This is a genomic window from Bacteroidia bacterium, from assembly GCA_027493955.1.
Taxonomy (GTDB): Bacteria; Bacteroidota; Ignavibacteria; order SZUA-365; family SZUA-365; genus JAOSJT01.
This window is the reverse complement of the sequence record JAOSJT010000001.1, coordinates 4,900,376-4,918,473: the sequence shown is the minus strand read 5'-3', so window position 1 is coordinate 4,918,473 and position 18,098 is coordinate 4,900,376. Positions and strand designations below refer to the sequence as shown.

Genomic DNA, 18,098 nt, shown 5'->3' with positions numbered 1-18,098 from the left:
TCGGGTTGCGCCGCTGCATATCGAGATCAATGGAATCCTCTTCATCGTCGTAGCGTTGATCAAAACCACACCAAGCCGCTCCGTCACTATAGGGAAACCATCGGCAAAGACGGGGCCTATCAATCCTCCTCAATTCGTAAGTCGTAAGCCGTCCCGCCTTCGCCCTTTACCACCAACGGTCGTACCAAACTCCCACGATGCTTCGGCGGGCATTCTATCGTCAATCAGCACACCCGATGCTCCGCCCCCCTGCCCTGTAGTTCGTCAATGAGATTCTGCGCGGCCATGACGGCCATGCGGTCGCGGGTGGCGATGGAGGCGCTGCCGATATGGGGCAGAAGCACGGTGTTTGGGAGTCGGATAAGTTCATCCGGTATCACTGGCTCCTCTTCATACACGTCCAGTCCGGCGGCGAAAATGCGCCGCTCGCGTAATGCGTCGATCAACGCGGCTTCGTCAATGACGGGACCGCGTGCGGTGTTGATGAGTATGGCATGCGGCTGCATGAGCGACAGCGCGCGCGCGGAAATCATGTGCCGGGTTTCGGCCGTGAGCGGCACGTGAATGGAGATGACGTCGGACTCGGTGAGCAGCGTATCGAGAGCCGTGAAGCGTGCGCCGAGTTGTGATTCGAAATTCTCGTTGCGGGAGCGGTTGTGATAGAGCACATTCATGTGATACGCCCCCACCGCCTTGCGCGCCAGCGCCTGGCCGATGCGTCCCGCGCCGATAATGCCGAGGGTTCGGCCGCCGAGATCGTGGCCGAGGAATAGCATCGGCTCCCATCCGGTGAAGCGACCCTCGCGCAGCCAGGCATCGCTTTCGACGATGCGCCTGGCGCATGCTATCATCAGGGCGAAGGCAATATCCGCCGTGGCTTCGGTAAGCACGCCCGGCGTGTTGGTGACCGCTATGCCCCGCTCCTTGGCTGCCGCGACGTCGATGTTGTTGTAGCCCACAGCGTAGGTGCTGACGCAGCGGAGTTTGCCGCCGGCCGCGATCACATCCGCATCGATGGGATCGCTGAGCAAACAGAGCAAGCCGTCATACTCAGGCAGTAATCGCATCAACTCATCCTTTTCGATCTGACGGTCATGCTCAAACACGGTGACCTCCGCCGCGTCGCGTAGCAGCGACAGGCCGGCTTCAGGAATGGTTCTGGTGACAAACACGCGGGGTTTCATGGTCATCTCGTTGCTGATCCTGCTAAAAATAAGGCGGAGACGTGAAGCAATGCGAGCAGCTCCGCGTCTCCGCCTGAAAACTGAATACTGTTACTTGTTCGCCGCCATGAAGTCTTCCATGAACTTCGCCAGGGCTTCGACGCTCTCGGTCGGGCAGGCGTTGTAAATGGACGCGCGGCAGCCGCCGACGGAGCGATGGCCCTTGAGGCCGAACATGCGCAGCTTCTTGGCTTCGCCGATGAATTTCTCTTCCAGTTCCTCGCTCGGGAGGCGGAAGGTGACGTTCATGAGCGAACGGTCCTCAGGATGCACGACCGTACCCTTGTAGAACTCGGGATACGCATCGAAGAGATTGTACAGCAGGGCGGCTTTCTTCTCATTCATTTCCTGCACCGCTTCGAGACCGCCGAGACCCTTGATCCATTTCAGCGTCTGACCGACGACGAAAATCGGAAATACCGGCGGCGTGTTGTACAGCGATTCCTTGCTGACATGAATCTTGTACTTGAGCATGGTGGGGATGCCGTCCTTGGCTTTTTCCTCGACCCAGGCCCTTTTCACGACCACAACCACCACACCTGCGGGACCGAGATTCTTCTGCGCGCCGGCGTAGATGAGACTGAATTTCGAGAAATCCATGGCGCGGCCCAGAATATCGGACGACATGTCGCACACAAGGGGCACATTACCCGTGTCGGGGATGTGCTTGTATTCCGTGCCGTAAATCGTGTTGTTCGACGTGTAATGCACGTAATCCGCCGTGCCGGAGAATTGCACATTCTTCGGGATATGATTGAAATTTTCCGCTTCCGACGACGCGACGACGGAAACTTCGCCGAAGAGTTTCGCTTCCTTGATCGCCTTTGTGGCCCATTCGCCGGTATTGATGTACTCGGCGCGCGTGTGGAGGAAGTTCATCGGCAGCATAGCGAACTGCGTGCTCGCGCCTCCGCCCACGAACAGAACCGAATACTCATCCGCCGACAGTCCCATGAGCTCCAGCATGTCCCGCTGGGCATCCTGAATCACTGCGTCAAATTCCTTGGACCGGTGGCTGATCTCCATAATCGACATGCCGAGCCCGGCAAAATCGAATGCCGCATCCCGGGCAGCCTCCACGACGGGCAGGGGAAGTACAGCGGGACCGGCGAAGAAATTGTGTGCGCGCGTAGCCATGAGTCACTCCTGTGTAATGATGCGATACGATCTTGACAAGGGCCGCTGACACAGCCCTGTCCCGAAACTTACGGAGAATTTCCGATATCGCCATACGGTTGTCTGATCCGGCGCTTGCCCCTGCCGCCGCTTTTTAATACCTTTGTATATCAAATGGGAACGAGCCCTGCCGGGAGGCATCCGGCAGGGCTCGTGTCGCGCGCGCAGTATTCTTTCATCAGTTACCGGAGTCGTTATGAAAATCCTCATCACCGACGGCATCTCCCCTGACGGAGCTGCCATGCTCCGCAACGCCGGCCATGACGTCGTCGAGCAAAAACTTACTCCCGAAGAACTCCTTCAGCAGATTCCCGCGTATGACGCGCTGCTCGTGCGCTCCGCTTCGAAGGTCCCTGCCGCCGTCATCGACGCCGGCACGAATCTGAAAGTCATCGGCCGCGGCGGCGTGGGACTCGACAACATCGACGTCGCCTATGCGAAGAGCAAAGGCATCGCCGTCCTGAACACCCCCGGCGCCTCGTCCGTCTCCGTCGCCGAGCTGGCCATCGCGCATATGTTCGCCTGCTGCCGTTTTATCGCGCAGAGCAACGTGGTCATGCGCAAGGGCGAGTGGCCGAAGAAGGAATTCAGCAAAGGTATCGAACTCACCGGCAAAACGCTCGGCCTCTTCGGTCTCGGCAATATCGGCCGCGAAACCGCAAAGCGCGCCCTCGGCCTCGGCATGAACGTCATCGCGCATGATCCGTTCATCACTTCTACCGACTTGAACGTCGCGCTCGTCGACAAAGAAGCTCTGATCGGTCAGGCCGATTTTATCAGTCTGCACATACCGCTCGACAAGCAGGCCGGACCCGCCATCGGCGCCGCCGAGCTCGATAAAATGAAGAACGGCGTCGTGATCGTGAACTGCGCCCGCGGCGGCGTGGTGGACGAAGCGGCCCTGCTCGACGCGCTCAACAGCGGCAAGGTACGCGCGGCCGGCATCGACGTATTCGTCAACGAGCCCGTCACCGAAGCGCAGACCGCGCTGATCAACCATCCCAATGTGTCCGTCACGCCGCATATCGGTGCCTCCACCGTCGAAGGACAGGACCGCGTCGGCGCCGAAATCGCGCAGCGTGTCATTGACGCGTTCAACGCCTGAGCCGAAAGGAGAATTCAAACCGACATGGCAACCTTTCGTCCTTTCCGCGCTTACAGACCCAAACCCGAATTCGCGGCCGAAGTGGCCGCAAAACCCTATGACGTGCTCAATTCCGACGAAGCGCGCGAGGAAGTGAAAGGGCATCCCCTCTCCTTTCTGCACGTCGGCAAACCCGAAGTGGATCTCGATCCCTCCATCGACATTCACGACGCGGTGGTGTACGAACAGGGCAAGACAAATCTCTGGAAACTCATCAACGACGGCGTTCTTTTTCAGGATGAACAGCCCTGCGTATACCTCTATGCACAGACCATGGGCGAGCACACGCAGTACGGACTCGTCGGCTGCGCGGCTGTAGAGGAGTACTGGAATGACACGATCAAAAAGCACGAGCACACGCGCAAAGACAAGGAAGAAGACCGCTGCAATCACGTGCGCATCACCAACGCGCATAGCGGACCCATATTCCTGACCTATCCCGACAATGCCGGCATCGACGCCATTGTTGACAACGTGAAAGCCGCTCCTCCCGTTACCGATCATGTCGCTCCCGACGGCATCCGCCACCAGACCTGGGTGATCGCGGACCAGCCGACAGTGCAACGTCTCCAGGAGTTGTTCGCAGCCATTCCTTCGCTGTATGTGGCCGACGGACACCACCGTTCCGCCGCAGCCGCCATCGTTGGTCGCGAGCGCGCCGCCGCCAATCCCGAGCACAAGGGCGACGAAGAGTACAACTTCTTCCTCGCCGTGTACTTCCCCGCCGGTCAGCTTCGCATCATGGATTACAACCGCGTGGTGAAGGATCTCAACGGACTGAGCAAGGAGGAGTTTTTCGCGAAGCTCGGTGAGCATTTCACATTGACAAAAGCGGACGCGCAGGTCCGTCCCGCGCAGAAAGGCGAGTTTGGCTTGTACATCGACGGTGAATGGTACAGCATGCGGGCCGGTGCCGCACTGCTGGACAATCCCGATCCCGTGGCCCGTCTCGACGTCGCAATACTGCAGCATCAGGTGCTGAGCCCCATACTTGGCATTGCCGATCCCCGCACCGACAAGCGCATCGATTTCGTGGGCGGCATCCGCGGGCTGGGCGAGCTTGAGCGCCGCGTACACTCGGGCGAGATGGTGCTGGCCTTCAGCATGCATCCCACGTCCATCACCGAACTCATGGCCATCGCCGACGCCGGCGAGATCATGCCGCCCAAATCCACCTGGTTCGAGCCGAAACTGCGCGACGGCCTCTTCGTGCATTTCCTCGACTGATTCAGAACCATCCCCCGATCATGTAAAAGGCCCCGTCACAGCGGGGCCTTTGTCGTTATCGGGCAGAAAAAGATAACTGAAATATATTCAGAACACTCACATCCAGTCCGCCGCAGCAGCAAATCCCCAGGCGGACCTATTCACGATTAACGATTCCCGATTCCCTTTTTCTCCTTACTCCTTACTCCTTACTCTTTACTCTTCACTCTTCACTCTTTACTCTTTACTCTTTACTCTTTACCAATTCACCGATTTACCTCCTCAACGTATACCGCACCTCGGCCGGCTCGATTTTCAGCAGCTGCAACCCGGCGGGGAGAATGATGGTGGGTATGAAGCTACCGCTGGTGTCGGCCACGAGGTCCTCGAAATCGACCTGCACACGGAAGTCGTCCTGCGAAAGATTGGCGAGCACATTGACGCCGCCGCGCACGAGAATGGAAATGGATTTTTGCGCGAGCAGCACCTCGCCATGTTCCGGTTTCTCACGTATGACGATGGGAATATCCTCGAACAGCATTTCCGCGAGCTGCTCGGTTGGAATGTACACCGTAGCCCGGTCCACAGAGAAACGCAGCACACCCCGCAGCGAATCGAGCAGCGGTACTTCTTCGGCGACGGGCATGGCGAGGTCCGGATACGAACGTGCCTCGAGCGGCCAGGAATCTATGCCGTCCAATACACTCTCGGCGCCCTTTAGCACCACGGAATCCGGCTGCACATCGATAGTCCGCACCAGACCGAAGCCCTCTTTAAAACTCATGCTGATCGCCGTTGCCCGCAGCGGCACTTTTTTCTCGGTGAACCTGTCAACGGAAACAAACAGCGTATCCGGATACGCCCGTATGGCCTGAATACCCGCCGGCATTTTCATCATTTCCGCGAGGACCCGGTTGGTGAGTATCACGCCTCGGCGTAACGCCTCTCCGGGGATCTCGAATGTGATCGGTTTGCCCGCATTCAGAAAAAGCAACTGCCAGCCGCTCGCCTCCACCAGCACGCTGATGGTCGCGGGCAGGGGACGGGCAAGCGCAACGTCACGCGGCATGTTCACGACCGCCAGAGGGACCTCGATCTGCGCGCGATAGAAATTTCCCATCGTCACGGAAAACCACAGCGAAGCCGCGACCAGAAATGATCCGATCAAAATGTGATAGCGCCGTGTGTTCTTCAGAATCGACATGGTACTCCCAAATTACAACCTGCCTGCCTGAATGTCCAGTACGGCGGAAGAAGCAGCGAGCGCCCGCCGCCCGAAGCCATTGCACAGATTCAGCACATATCGATGATCCGTCGTGGCGTAGGAGGGGGAGAGCATAGAGCGGAGAGCTTAGAGCACGTATGTGCGAAAAACGCAATCTGGAATAAGAAACGAGCAGCGGGTAGTATGCACTGCTCGTACGCCCGGCTTGTACGGACGTGCTCTCTCCTCTTCCCTCTCGCCTATCGGCGAATCCGGATGCAATACATATACAGCGTAAACTCCTACGATATATTATGTTCCTTGACATTGAGAGTTGCAATGTGTAAGTTACCCGAGAATATGTTTCCGAGTTTTACATCCGGATGACAATTATTGCTACACGCAAGCAAACCCAAACGTTTAGCGGGCTGAATCGATCCGGAGGAGCAACGTAACGGAAACCGCGAGGAAACCCCGGGTGCTCAGGCCCGCAGCCTCGCCGCCTACGAACGACCGGATACACGACGTGCTGGAGACGAGGACCGCATCCCGCGTTGCTGAGAGACCTGATCGTATGAGCAATGTGACGGTTTAGACACGATGGAACAGGAGGTGCCAACACTCAAAGACTACGCGACGAGAATTGCGCTCCGCGAAGCGCACGCGACAGCAACCGGAGTACGGCCCATACCGTACCATTCGCCTATACACCCTCGATACGACGAATGACATGATGAAGTACCTCCGTTCGACGCTTCGTGCCACGGGGACCGGCACGAATACGACGGAGTTGAAGCCGAACTGACAAACGGTTTTATTTCATGTCTCTACAGGTGATGAATATGGATACAGTACCTTGTACGTGTCAATCTTCGGGTCAATATATTGGCACGATAGTTGACACACACACACACACACACACACACAAACAAAGGATTGACTGGTCCGGTTAGCGCGCTGCGCTATTCGGCAAGTCCGTTCTTGTCCTCTCTTTCCTCCTGTTTCTCATGACCTCCGCGCTCGACACCGCCTTCGCGCAATTTCCCTCAAAATTCTATATCGGCGCATTCTGGGTAGGCGGAGATTCGCAACAGAGTTGGTCCGAAAATCCGGGGGCGATCAAATTCCTCTCACCGTACATCAACAGCTCCGGGAATCCGGAAACCATCTCACTGTATGGTCTGGAGAAACCCTGCGAGATCATGCCGCAGGCGAGGTTGCGACAAATGGATTCGCTTGGATTGAATCTTGGTGGATTTCATTTTAACGATCCAAACGTCACGGTCGCTTCGGGAAGAAACGCCATCGTCGAAAACCTGAACCGCACTCTGGAAGTCGCCATGACCTCGTCCGACGCAAGCAAGAACATAGATATCTGCGCCTTCACCTGGACGACGGAGTACGAAGGGAAAGGCGACAGAATCATGCTGCACCCGGAAGACACTTTGGATTTCAAAGTGAAGACGGGAATCGAAGACATTGACTATAGCTTCGAGCAGTATAATAACTTCGACAATCTCAGCATGACAGGATTAAACCTCTCCCGCTGCATCGAAAGGGGTGGAAGTGGTGACAATTGCGTGCGGATTTCCGGTCCATGTTCTTTCAGCGGCGTACCGCTCAAGCGCAAGAGGGAACTCTCGGCCTTCCACTCGGCGATGCCGAGTCCGAGTGATACGGAATTGAATTCCGGGCTGTATCATGTGTCGGTGGTCCTGCGAGCAGACGATGGCGCTCCACCACCCGACGATGACACTGTGCTACTGACCGTCCGGGTCACGGGGGCGGACGGCGCGGCGACGGTCAACAACAATGCCATAACGACGCAGGTACTGCAAATGGTGGTCCGAGGCAGCGATTTCTACGACGGAGGCGCCCTGCGTACCGACCCTTTTGAAGTGCATATCGGACGAATCGAGCTACAGGTGGACAGGTACACGAATAATGCGAAGACTCCTCCGGCTCTGGATTCGGTGCTTACCATTACCGATGGGCCCTTGTCCAACCGGTGGCTCAGGACAGGTTCATTTCTTACCAACAGGTTGGATTATTGGAATGAGCTCCACCCGCACCGTGCGGACCGGAATATCGTGAAGGAGTTTGACATTGAACTGGCGGCGACAACGGATCACGCCTTCTATGTCGATGCGGTGTGCTTGACCTCACCGCATTCCTACGGTTTATTCGCTCCCGGCGATGGCAACGTCCTCGCGGCACACAGCACCGCCCGTGCGACACTCGATGATTTCATGCAACGCTTAACGCAGTACAACAACGGTAATCGTCTTTCGCGTGTTTCGCTCATTACCGTGCCGGAACAGGATCCCTATGCCGGCTACTGGAGGAACACGCGCCTGCTCCAGACAATGATCCGGAATTACACCAAGGATGCAATGGGCGGCACGACATGCATGGCCTATTCGGCAAAAGGATGCATCATCGATACGGCCGACATGCCCGGATTGGTAGAGTTACACCGTGACATGGCCTCGGGCTACTACGCGTACGCGTACGACATTGAGTATCCGCGCTGGGCGCATGAAACCGAACCCAACGATTATTATTCGTGGAGCATCTTCGGCCATCCCGGGGTTCAGCCGAGAGCAGGTCGAATTTGGGAAAATGTGTACTACTATCGGCGGTACGCGAAGGAACGCAAGAGGCAGAACATAACAGCGCCGTGGATTCCCTTTGTCCAGAATCACAGCAATCACTCGATTTCGAACTTCGACTACGATACTCTTCGGCAACCAAACGCGGCCGAGCTTAAACTGATGTGCAACCTCGGACTCGCGCATGGTGCGAAGGGCCTTATGTTCTATCAGTTCAATACGCATGGCACCGATCCCGCCGAGGCGGCTCGTGACAGTTTGTCGCTTCGTCCCTTGTGGCCACAGACCTGGGAAGAGTACAAAGCCGATTCCACATGCAATCTCAACGATCCGTTCGGCTCAATCGGCTTCCTTGCCGGCGGCGAGAGGCCGGACACGGTCGATGTCCATGGCGAGAACAAGTGGGATTCGACGCGGAAATTGATCAATGATTTCCTGCGGCCCGTGGGCGAGCGCTTGCTGCCCATGACCTGGGAAATGAGCAGATCCTGGTACGCCGCCGGCGGCGGCGGAGAGCGGGGCGAGAGCAAGTTCGTGTCGGGAATCACGACGTCGCGCATGGGCACGTCGGCCTATACGTGGGTGGATCATCAGGACACAACCCTGGTTGAAACCGCGGAGTTCAAAGGAGTCGGCGACACGACCTTCGTCTTCGTGGTAAACCTGCGTACGCACAAGGAGGGGCAGCGCCATGTTTGCGTCAAACTCAGCTCCCAGGGCGGTACGCAGTATAAGGTGACGGATATACGAAACGGGGATGTCCACATCGTCCTTGCTTCCGATAACCCCGATCAGCAATCGATTTCCGACGGACTCCGATTGTACCTCGATCGCGGAGAGGCGACGCTTCTAAAACTCGAGCCGATGGGCGATACCACGAGCACGTTCGATCCCTGTTTGCCGTCGAATCTGTACGTCTGGCGCGGCGCTACATTGAGCACGACGAACAATCAGGAACTCTCCTTCAACAGCGGGTGCGGGATATTCGCGGAGGGGACGTTCCGCACGGCTCCGGGTACGCGTCTGCAGCCCTGTATCGAGCCATGGCTTGGCGTATTCTCGCGTAACGGCGGATACGTCGAACTCAACACCACCACGGTGGTGCAGGGAAGTTTGAATGTCGGTCCGCTGTCGGACGCGCTGCTCACGGACAACTGCGAATTCGTGGAATGCGACATCGCTCTGAATAACCTGGGCGGCAATCTCGTATCGCAATCCACCATAGCGACATCCTGCAGGGAGTATCTGTACCAAGCCGATGGAGAGACCATTCTCAATGGCGACAGCGTCAATACCTGGAATATGTTGCTCAGCCAAGATTATGCGGTGCACGTACTGGGCGGAAATCTCTATTTCAAGAGACTTCGCCTACTCAATCAACACCGTGGCATCTATACTGCCGGAAACGCGGTGGTGTACGCCGGGATACCCGGTGATTTTACTTCACCGAGGAACAAGATCATCTGCGACAATCTGGCATTGCATGCGGAAGAACAGTCCTATATTGTCGCGGGCATTGAATCGGGCGGCACCTGGTACTACACCGACAATATGTTCCAGATACTGTGGAGTCCCCAAACCTGGTGGCCCTCGTCGCAAAGATTTCATGCCCTGTCCAATTCGTATATAGCCGCGCAGCAAAATTTCTGGATCCATCCGGGTGCGCCTCCGGCAATACTTCCCGACGCACTCACCTCGGGATATGTCGATTGGATACCGAACCTCATGGTCAATCCCGTACCGTTCACGGGAGATCACCAGATTAACAAGCTGTCAAAAGGTTCGTCAGGTTCCATGAGCACCGCATCGACGGTGAATGATCTGGTAAAGCAGGTCCTCGTGCGGATTGCCGCGAACGATTCCGTTGGCGCCAGAAACGCCCTCGCTTCGATGATCTCGTCGAATGCGTTGAGCAATGCGCAGCCCCATCAGCTCAATGCGCTGGTGCGCTTCACGCGACGGCACAGCCGCGGACAACTGCAGAGTTTGGTCACCGTGCTCGACAACAGAAACGAGTTGTCCTGCAAACTGATACTTTCCGATCTGTTTCGCGGCGAGGGGCTCTACGACGACGCGTTGCGGACCTTGTACTCCCACGGCTTCGGCGGCGTCTCCGCGCAGGCGCGGCATGCGCATGCGCTGAAGGCGATGACCTGTGCCATGGACAGGCGATATGGCTACGGAATGGGTGTCATGGCGCTGGATTCATTGCGGGCGCAGCTTGCGAGCGACTCCGTGTACCTGCGTTTTGTGGAACTCTACCCCTACCTGTATTCCGGTCTCGATGCCGCGAACTCGGCCCGCGCACCGAAGTTGACCGAAAGCGCCCTTGTGTACGACAAGCCGACGGACTGCCAACTTCTGCCGCCGTATCCGAATCCCGCGAAAAACGAGACCTACGTCACGATACGACTTGACGACAGCAGAAGCGGCCGCCTCGTGGTATACAACATGCACGGTGCCGTCATGACGGAGCGGGAGATACGGGACTGCTCCCGCGGCACGCATACCTTCCGGCTCAACACCGCGCTGTGGACGTCGGGATTGTATGTTGTCAAACTTATACTCGGCGCGGAAGTACTGACGCAAAAACTGTTGTTGACTCACTAGACAGGCCATGGAGCGCACTATGCATACATACAGACAATTCACACTCTCCGCGGCACTGGCATACTTCGTCGTAGTCGCCGCGATCTACCTTCTCATTCCCACCCCGCTGCCCGCCCAGGAGGCGGGCGGCGGCGGGCAGCCGCCGGAGATTATGTGGAGTGTTATGAAGGAAATCGCCCGAGTGCGACCGCAAAATCATCCCATGACGGGTTGGCTTTCCGCCGAGTTGGGGGATATCAACGGCGACGGTTATGCCGACTTCGCCGTGAGCACGTACAGCGACACGACTTTCGTGTATATGGGCGGCGACAGCATCTCTGTCTGGCAGGAGCCGCTGACGTATGTGCTGGGGGGGCACTCCGGCCTCCGCGCGGTGGATGTCGACGGAGACGGGCGTATCGATCTCGTGACTTCCAAGAATACCAGTAGCAAAACCGATCCGGACCCGAAGCTTACGGGCCGGATTCGCGTGTATCTGAATAACGGTGGAGGTACGTACTTTTCCGACCCTCCGGACATGGTGCTGGCGGGAGATACGAGCAAAACCACAACCGGATTGTGGGGCGCGCTGAACAGCGGCGTCTATCACGGCATCGAGCTTATCGATTTCAATGGCGACAGTCACATCGATTTGCTCATCACCACCAGGGATTGGAAAACGAACGATACGCATTACGGACTTTTTCTTGGTCCTTACCCCTGGCGCCGGCAACCGGATCACTGGTTAAGCAGAGCGGCGTATGGTGAGTACTGGAAAATGCAAGGGGCCCATCTTGTTGGCGACATCAACGGCGACGGCAGGACGGACGTGCTCCTTCGATGCGTATACCGCACAGACTCCCTGATGACATGGACGAGTGCCTGGGGGGTGTTTCTCGGCCGCGAGCACATCGAGCAGGAACCGCTTGCGGATTTCACGCTCCGCAAGGACATCGGGTGGTATTTCGACAAGTATTACCCCGCGATCGCGGATCTGAACAACGATGGCTGCGACGAGATTTTCGCGAATGCATTCGAAAGGCCGTATGGTGATTTGATTTTCTCCTACGGGCGTCCCGTCATTACCTCAATAGCGGCGGATGATACGCTTTCAAATCCGTATGACTATCAGACTGTGGTGTCCGTCAACGCGGTGGGCGATCTCAACGGCGACGGTACGCGCGACATCATGGTGGGCTATACCGGCGAACCTTTTCTTAACTCGACCGCGTTCCATTGTTATCCGAACAAGCGCGGTACGGGTTTTAAACAATCAGCCGGGGGCTTCGGTGTCCAATGGGACTGGCATGGTATCGACAATTCCCGAGCTTTCCCCGCGGGCGACGTCAATGGCGACGGTTACGACGACGTGCTGCTCCTCAGCCGTATGACAAGACCCGACCATATTCCGGGTGATGGGGGCTTTCTCATATACGGAGGCAGTAAAAAACTGCTGGGCATTACCGCTCCGCCGGCCTTGCCGCCCGGTCCGGAACTGGAGGTCTATCCCAATCCCGTGCTTGCGGGTCGCGGCGAGCTGCACATACGCCTCACAGCCGAAGCAGCGGAACAGAGCACACTCGAGATCCACGACATCACCGGCCGCCGCGTGTACAGCAGGCAGCACGCGCTCGTACCCGGCGTGCAGCAGATCACAATACAGGATGTTACGCTGCAGCCCGGTTATTACACCATCGTACTCACGGGCAGCACGCGCAGCGCGGCGGGGGTGGTGTGTCAGTGATGAACACAGAATGCGATGAAAAAACAGAACACGCAGAAAGAGCACAGGATAAACGCATGCGGAGAACGGGAAGTGGAGGGCGCCCGCCCCCGAAGCCATTGCACAGATTCAGCACATATCGATGATCCGTCGTGGCGTAGGAGGGGGAGAGAGCATAGAGCGGAGAGCTTAGAGCACGTATGTGCGAAAAAGCGCAATCTGGAATAAGAAACGAGCAGCGGGTAGTATGCACTGCTCGTACGCCCGGCTTGTACGGACGTGCTCTCTGCTCTCTGCTCTCTGCTCTCTGCTCTCTGCTCTCTGCTCTCTGCTCTCTGCTCTCCGCTCTCTGCTCCCCGCTCTCTGCTCTCCGCTCCCCTCGCTCCGCTTACACCAACGCCTGCGCCACCAGGCCGCCGATGGTCATCGCAAGCACGAGACTGCCCACCCAGATGATCATGCCTTCGCGCAGTCCGCGCTCCTTGAGCATGACCATGAGCGAGGCCACACATGGAACGAAGAGCGTGATCGTCACCAGAGCGGCAACGGTCTGATAGGGCGACAGGGCGAGATCATAGAGACCGGCGGCGCCGAAGTCGCGGCGGACAAGGCCCATCACGAAAGCGGTGGCGGCCTCGCGCGGCAGCTTCAGCCAGCCCGAGACCAGCGGCTCAAGCGCGTTCATGATATGCACCAGCGCCCCGGTGACCTGCAATATGCTCACAGCCAGCGCGCCGATGAAAAACCACGGGCTCGCTTCTTTCATGAAAAACCAGGTCTTGTAGGCGGTCTTCATCAGCACATTGCTCATCTGCGGGAAGCGCATGGCCGGCAGATCGATGAGCAACGGTGAAATCTCGCCGGGGAGACTGCGGTTCATCACTGTCCCCACCAGCACGAGGAAAGTAAAAATCACGCCTGTGTAGACGAGCGTCGCTTCCGGTCCCGCCGTGGCCAGCAGTGCGGCGATGACGCCCAACTGCGCGGAACACGGAATCGCGAGCTGGAGAATGGTCGTGGCAATCGTTTTCTCGCGCTGCGTGCCCAGCAGTCGCGTGGTGATCGTTGCCATGGTGACGCAACCGAAACCGAGGATAATCGGAATCACCGCCCGCCCGTTCAGTCCGATCACGCGGAGCGCACGGTCCACAAGCGTGGCGAGCCGCGGCAGATATCCGCTGTCCTCGAGGACGGAAAGCGCGAAGTAAAAGCCCAGCACCAGCGGGAGTAACAGGAAAATAAGATAGGTGAACGTCATCGTCACGGCGCCGAATTCACCGAAAAAGAGTACAATCCAGGGATTCCCGAATTCGAAGCTGAACTCGGCATCGCGCGCACCGACCCACCCCTTCACCTCCTGCCAACGCGCGGGATCGACTTTGAGTCCGTCGGGAAAGCTCTCCTCCCGCTCTTCCACCGCTTCGCCTTCGGCATCCAGTATGGAGGCGGTGACCGTGACGGCGGCATTGCCCGCGACGAACTGCTTGATGTGGAATTCCACGATGCGGTTCCCTATCTCACCTTCCGTGACACCCACGACATCCTGCGCGACGAACACGCCCACGAACAGGTAAATCGCATACAACACCACGGCGAGTATCGGGAAACCCAGCCAGGGACTGACCGAAGCCCGGCCGAGCACGGCGCCCAGGCGCGTCCCGGCATGCGCGTCCCGCACTACACGATAGAGCAGCTTGTTCACGCGGTTGCGGCGGTCGATGTACAGCTCCTCGCGCTGATCCGGCGCGGCCGGAGCGATACCATGACGTTCCGCGATGACGGCATCACCCTCCAGCACCATCAGCGCCTCGGCCTGCGAGCCGACGGAGGAAAGCATGCTGTGCAGTCGCTGATGTAATTCCTTTTTCTGTTTGCCTTCCCGGGCATGGACCACAAGCTCGTGGAGTTGTTCAAGTCCCTGTTTCTTTATCGCCACCGCTCCGACGGCTGGTACGCCCAGCTCTTCTTCGAGCGCGGCGAGATCGATGCCTATTTTTCTTTTGCGCGCCTCGTCCATCATATTCACCACTACGCCGACGCGCTTGCCCATATCAATGAGCTGCTGCGTGAGGAAGAGATCGCGCTCGAGATGCACGGCATCCACGATATTGATGATGATGTCCGCGTTGAGGATGATGTCCCGCGCGACACGCTCTTCGTCGTTGAATGAGGAAACACCGTAAATCCCCGGCGTGTCGTAGACTTCGTAATGGAGGTACGACGCCTTGGAGACTTCCACCGTCGTGCCGGGGAAGTTGGATACGTCCACGTACAGACCGCTGAGATAATTGAACACCACGGATTTGCCCACATTGGGATTTCCGACGAGAACGATTTTCGGCTTGAGCGGATCGGCGGGAAGAACCTCGGTCATGAGGTGGCGGTGCGGATTGTGGTCTACGGCAGGTGCGGCCATGGTGCGAGTCTTTCGTGTTGATATGCTGTGTCAGGCGACGCTGATCGTAATGGAGGCGGCGAGATCGCCACTGAGGGCGATTTCCTGTCGGCTGAATTCCAGCACGATGGTTCCGCCCGGAAGGCGATCAATGCAGCGAATCGTGGCTCCCTCTACAATGCCGAGGCGGATGAACTGCGAACGGATTTCTCCTTCGGGGAGACCCTGGATGCGGGCCTTCGCGCCTTTTTTCAGTGTTCCGAGCGTCATAGTACCGCCTTTCCGTCGCGCACGCATTCCCTGCAAAAGCCGTAAATATGCAGCACGGCATCCTGAAAATCGAAATGCATCATACGCGCCGCATCGCGCGCGAAGCGATCCACCCGCTTGTCGATGAATTCTTCGATGCGTCCGCAGGATCTGCAGATGATATGATGATGATGTTCGTTGCCGTACATCAGCTCGTAGCGTGCCAGTCGTTCCCCGAAGCGGTAGCGCGAAATGATGCCGCACAGGGTGAGCTTTTCCAGCGTATTGTACACTGTCGCGCGCGACACTTTGCTGCCGCTGCTCTTCATTTTCAGGTACAGATCGTCCGCGTCGAAATGTCCCCCGCAGGCCATGACGGCATCGAGGATTTCAAAGCGCTCCGGCGTGACGCGCAAATTGTTGTTGCGCAGGTACTGAGTGAAATAGGTTTTGGGATCGGCAATTTTCATAACAAGCACAATTTAGATAAAATCTAAATAGAACATACACAAAAGCATAGCACGGAGCAAGATTGACGATGTACGATGTGAAGTCCGCTGCTTCCACGGGTGGGGCTGGAGTTCGTTGTGATCAGGGCGGAGAGAATCGGGAATCGGGAATCGGGAATCGGGAATCGGGAATCGGGAATCGTTAAACGTTAAACGTTAAAGGTTAAACGTTAAACGAGGATACAGTATGAAATACTGATTACGATGAGAGATAACCCTCAGCTTCGGTGACAACGTTTTGCGACAAATCGTAAATCGTCCCGCCTGCGCTCTCATGTACCGATGTTTGTGCTATGGACCTGTGATGCTACGGCGGGCGGGCCCGCTTGCGCTCGCATGTAGCGATGTTTGTGCTATGGACCTGTGATGCTCCGGCGGACAGACAATCGTACGCTGTACATCGTCAATCCTTTGTTCTCGTCCAGAGCTGCGTGCGGCCGATGAGGGAAATGCCGATGTAGCCGCGGACGTCGAGGGTATTGCGGTCTTTGCTCAGGGTCATAGTGCAGGAGTAGGTTTTCCCGTTTTTGGGATCGTAGATTTCGCCATCGTCCCATTCGAAATCCTCGTCGTAGACAAAATCACGCAGCATTTCCAGACCGAGTATGGGTTTGGAGCGCAGCGCCTTGTCGGGATTCTCCTTGTCCGTCTTCGCCTTGCCGCTCTCATCGTTGGGCTCCTTGAGCCAGATGATCTTTCCGAAATACTTCTCTCCCCGTTTAAAGATTTCCACCTTGGCCTTTTTGTCCTGCACCAGCCAGGTGCCCACGATGGCATCGGCCTCGGAGGACTGTGCAAAACAAGCGGTGAGCGGCAGAAAGATGCAGGCGAAAAGAATAAGGGCGATGCTGCGCTTCATCGAAATTCTCCGGAGTCCGTGAATAGATGACACAAATATAGAAATTTTCGGGAAGCTGTAAAGCCCTGGGCACGACCAAAGCGGCATCGTTGTAAAGCAGCGGGGCGCAATGCATATTAGAAGATGAACGGAACCGGAAATATCTACGACGCCGTGAAGGGTAAAGCGCTGCTCGCTCCCATGCTTGCGACGACCGATATTCCGTTCCGGACGATATGCCGCGAGCAGGGAGCGGCAATGACATTCACGGAGATGGTGAGTGCGGCGGGCATCGTACGCTCGCTGTCACGGTCTTTCCGCAACGCGATGTTCACGGACGCTGAACGGCCCGTGAGTGTGCAATTGGTGGCGGCAAAACGCGACGACGTCTCGCTCGCCGTACGCGAACTCTCCCGCCTGCACCCCGACGCCTTCGATCTCAACTGCGGCTGTCCGAACGAACGTATCTGTGAAGCCGGGGCGGGCGCGAATCTTCTGGACGACCTCCCGCGGCTCGGTGCCGTCGTGGAGGCGGCCGTGAAAGCATCACCCGTGCCGGTCAGCGTGAAGGTGCGCATGCGCGGAAGCAGCAAACACCGGCAGGTGACGGACATCGTGCGCGTCGCCGAGCAGAGCGGTGCCGCCTGTGTCATAGTGCATTCGCGCGCCAAAAATACGCCGTACGAGACTCCCGCCGATTGGGAAGCGCTCGCAACTGCGGTCGCCGCCGTACGCATTCCGGTGATCGGCAACGGCGATGTGCTTTCGCCGGCCGATGCGCTGCGCATGATGCGCGACACCGGTTGTCACGCCGTGATGATCGCCCGCGGCTGTTTGGGCTCGCCCTGGATATTTGCCGGTGTGGAGGCGGGCACGGATGTCGGTATTCTTGAATGCCTGCCGGAGCGGGAAGCGCACAGCGCGCTGATCAACCGCCATCTGCGCATGCTGCTGCAGGAATTCGGAGACGTGCGCGCAACACCCAGAATCAGAAAGCATGCAATGTGGTATGCACGGTTTTTCGAGGAATGGGATGTGCTCCGCCGGCGCATTTTTTCCGTGGAGGATGTCGAACTGATTCTGGAAACCGTCGCCGCGTTTTTCCATGCCACTCCCCGGCTCCTGGACCCCGCCTCGGAGCAGGCGCGGCGCATAGAGACGGCCTTCCGCAAGCGCGTGCTGTTCTGGACGACGGAAAGCGTGCAGACAGAGGGCTGATCACCGCAACTC

12 protein-coding genes are annotated in these 18,098 nt (G+C 57.5%); 5 read left to right on the top strand and 7 right to left on the bottom strand.

Going from position 1 to position 18,098, the window contains the following annotated elements:
- Window positions 1-224 precede the first annotated feature (224 nt).
- Complete coding sequence (locus M5R41_18635) at window positions 225-1,190, bottom strand: D-glycerate dehydrogenase (protein MCZ7558409.1); 966 nt, start codon at window positions 1,188-1,190, stop codon at window positions 225-227.
- Window positions 1,191-1,274: 84 nt separating this feature from the next.
- Entirely contained in the window at window positions 1,275-2,360 is a 1,086-nt protein-coding gene (serC, locus tag M5R41_18630; protein MCZ7558408.1) for a 3-phosphoserine/phosphohydroxythreonine transaminase, read from the bottom strand.
- 235 nt (window positions 2,361-2,595) lie between these two features.
- Between serC and M5R41_18625 the strand changes: the two genes are divergently transcribed.
- Together M5R41_18625 and M5R41_18620 are read left to right on the top strand one after the other, a co-directional pair.
- The gene (locus M5R41_18625; GenBank protein ID MCZ7558407.1) at window positions 2,596-3,504 is read left to right on the top strand and encodes a D-2-hydroxyacid dehydrogenase; all 909 of its coding nucleotides are present in this window, start codon (window positions 2,596-2,598) and stop codon (window positions 3,502-3,504) included.
- 24 nt (window positions 3,505-3,528) lie between these two features.
- Entirely contained in the window at window positions 3,529-4,770 is a 1,242-nt protein-coding gene (locus M5R41_18620) for a DUF1015 family protein (protein ID MCZ7558406.1), read from the top strand.
- Between the two features lie 253 nt (window positions 4,771-5,023).
- Here the strand turns inward: M5R41_18620 and M5R41_18615 are convergent, their stop codons facing one another.
- Window positions 5,024-5,953: a hypothetical protein gene (locus M5R41_18615; GenBank protein MCZ7558405.1), complete on the bottom strand. Its 930-nt coding sequence runs from the start codon at window positions 5,951-5,953 to the stop codon at window positions 5,024-5,026.
- 1,007 nt (window positions 5,954-6,960) lie between these two features.
- Between M5R41_18615 and M5R41_18610 the strand changes: the two genes are divergently transcribed.
- Both M5R41_18610 and M5R41_18605 read left to right on the top strand, forming a co-directional pair.
- Window positions 6,961-11,175, top strand: coding sequence for a T9SS type A sorting domain-containing protein (locus M5R41_18610; protein MCZ7558404.1), 4,215 nt, complete (start codon window positions 6,961-6,963; stop codon window positions 11,173-11,175).
- A 19-nt stretch (window positions 11,176-11,194) separates the two neighbouring features.
- Window positions 11,195-12,898, top strand: coding sequence for a T9SS type A sorting domain-containing protein (locus M5R41_18605; protein ID MCZ7558403.1), 1,704 nt, complete (start codon window positions 11,195-11,197; stop codon window positions 12,896-12,898).
- A gap of 367 nt (window positions 12,899-13,265) precedes the next feature.
- Here M5R41_18605 and M5R41_18600 read toward each other — a convergent pair whose 3' ends face one another.
- The 4 genes from M5R41_18600 to M5R41_18585 form a co-directional block, all read right to left on the bottom strand.
- Entirely contained in the window at window positions 13,266-15,293 is a 2,028-nt protein-coding gene (locus tag M5R41_18600) for a ferrous iron transporter B (GenBank protein ID MCZ7558402.1), read from the bottom strand.
- 30 nt (window positions 15,294-15,323) lie between these two features.
- A complete protein-coding gene (locus M5R41_18595; GenBank protein MCZ7558401.1) occupies window positions 15,324-15,542 on the bottom strand; it encodes a ferrous iron transport protein A in 219 nt (72 codons plus the stop codon).
- Window positions 15,539-15,991 carry a transcriptional repressor gene (locus M5R41_18590; GenBank protein ID MCZ7558400.1) on the bottom strand — a complete coding sequence of 151 codons (453 nt, stop codon included), beginning with the start codon at window positions 15,989-15,991 and terminating at the stop codon, window positions 15,539-15,541. The genes M5R41_18595 and M5R41_18590 overlap by 4 nt, the downstream gene beginning before the upstream one ends.
- Before the next feature lie 442 nt (window positions 15,992-16,433).
- On the bottom strand, window positions 16,434-16,889 hold the full coding sequence (locus M5R41_18585; GenBank protein MCZ7558399.1) for a DUF2147 domain-containing protein: 456 nt from the start codon (window positions 16,887-16,889) through the stop codon (window positions 16,434-16,436).
- Between the two features lie 123 nt (window positions 16,890-17,012).
- Here M5R41_18585 and M5R41_18580 point away from each other — a divergent pair, with 123 nt between their 5' ends.
- Entirely contained in the window at window positions 17,013-18,086 is a 1,074-nt protein-coding gene (locus tag M5R41_18580) for a tRNA-dihydrouridine synthase (protein ID MCZ7558398.1), read from the top strand.
- Window positions 18,087-18,098: the final 12 nt, after the last annotated feature.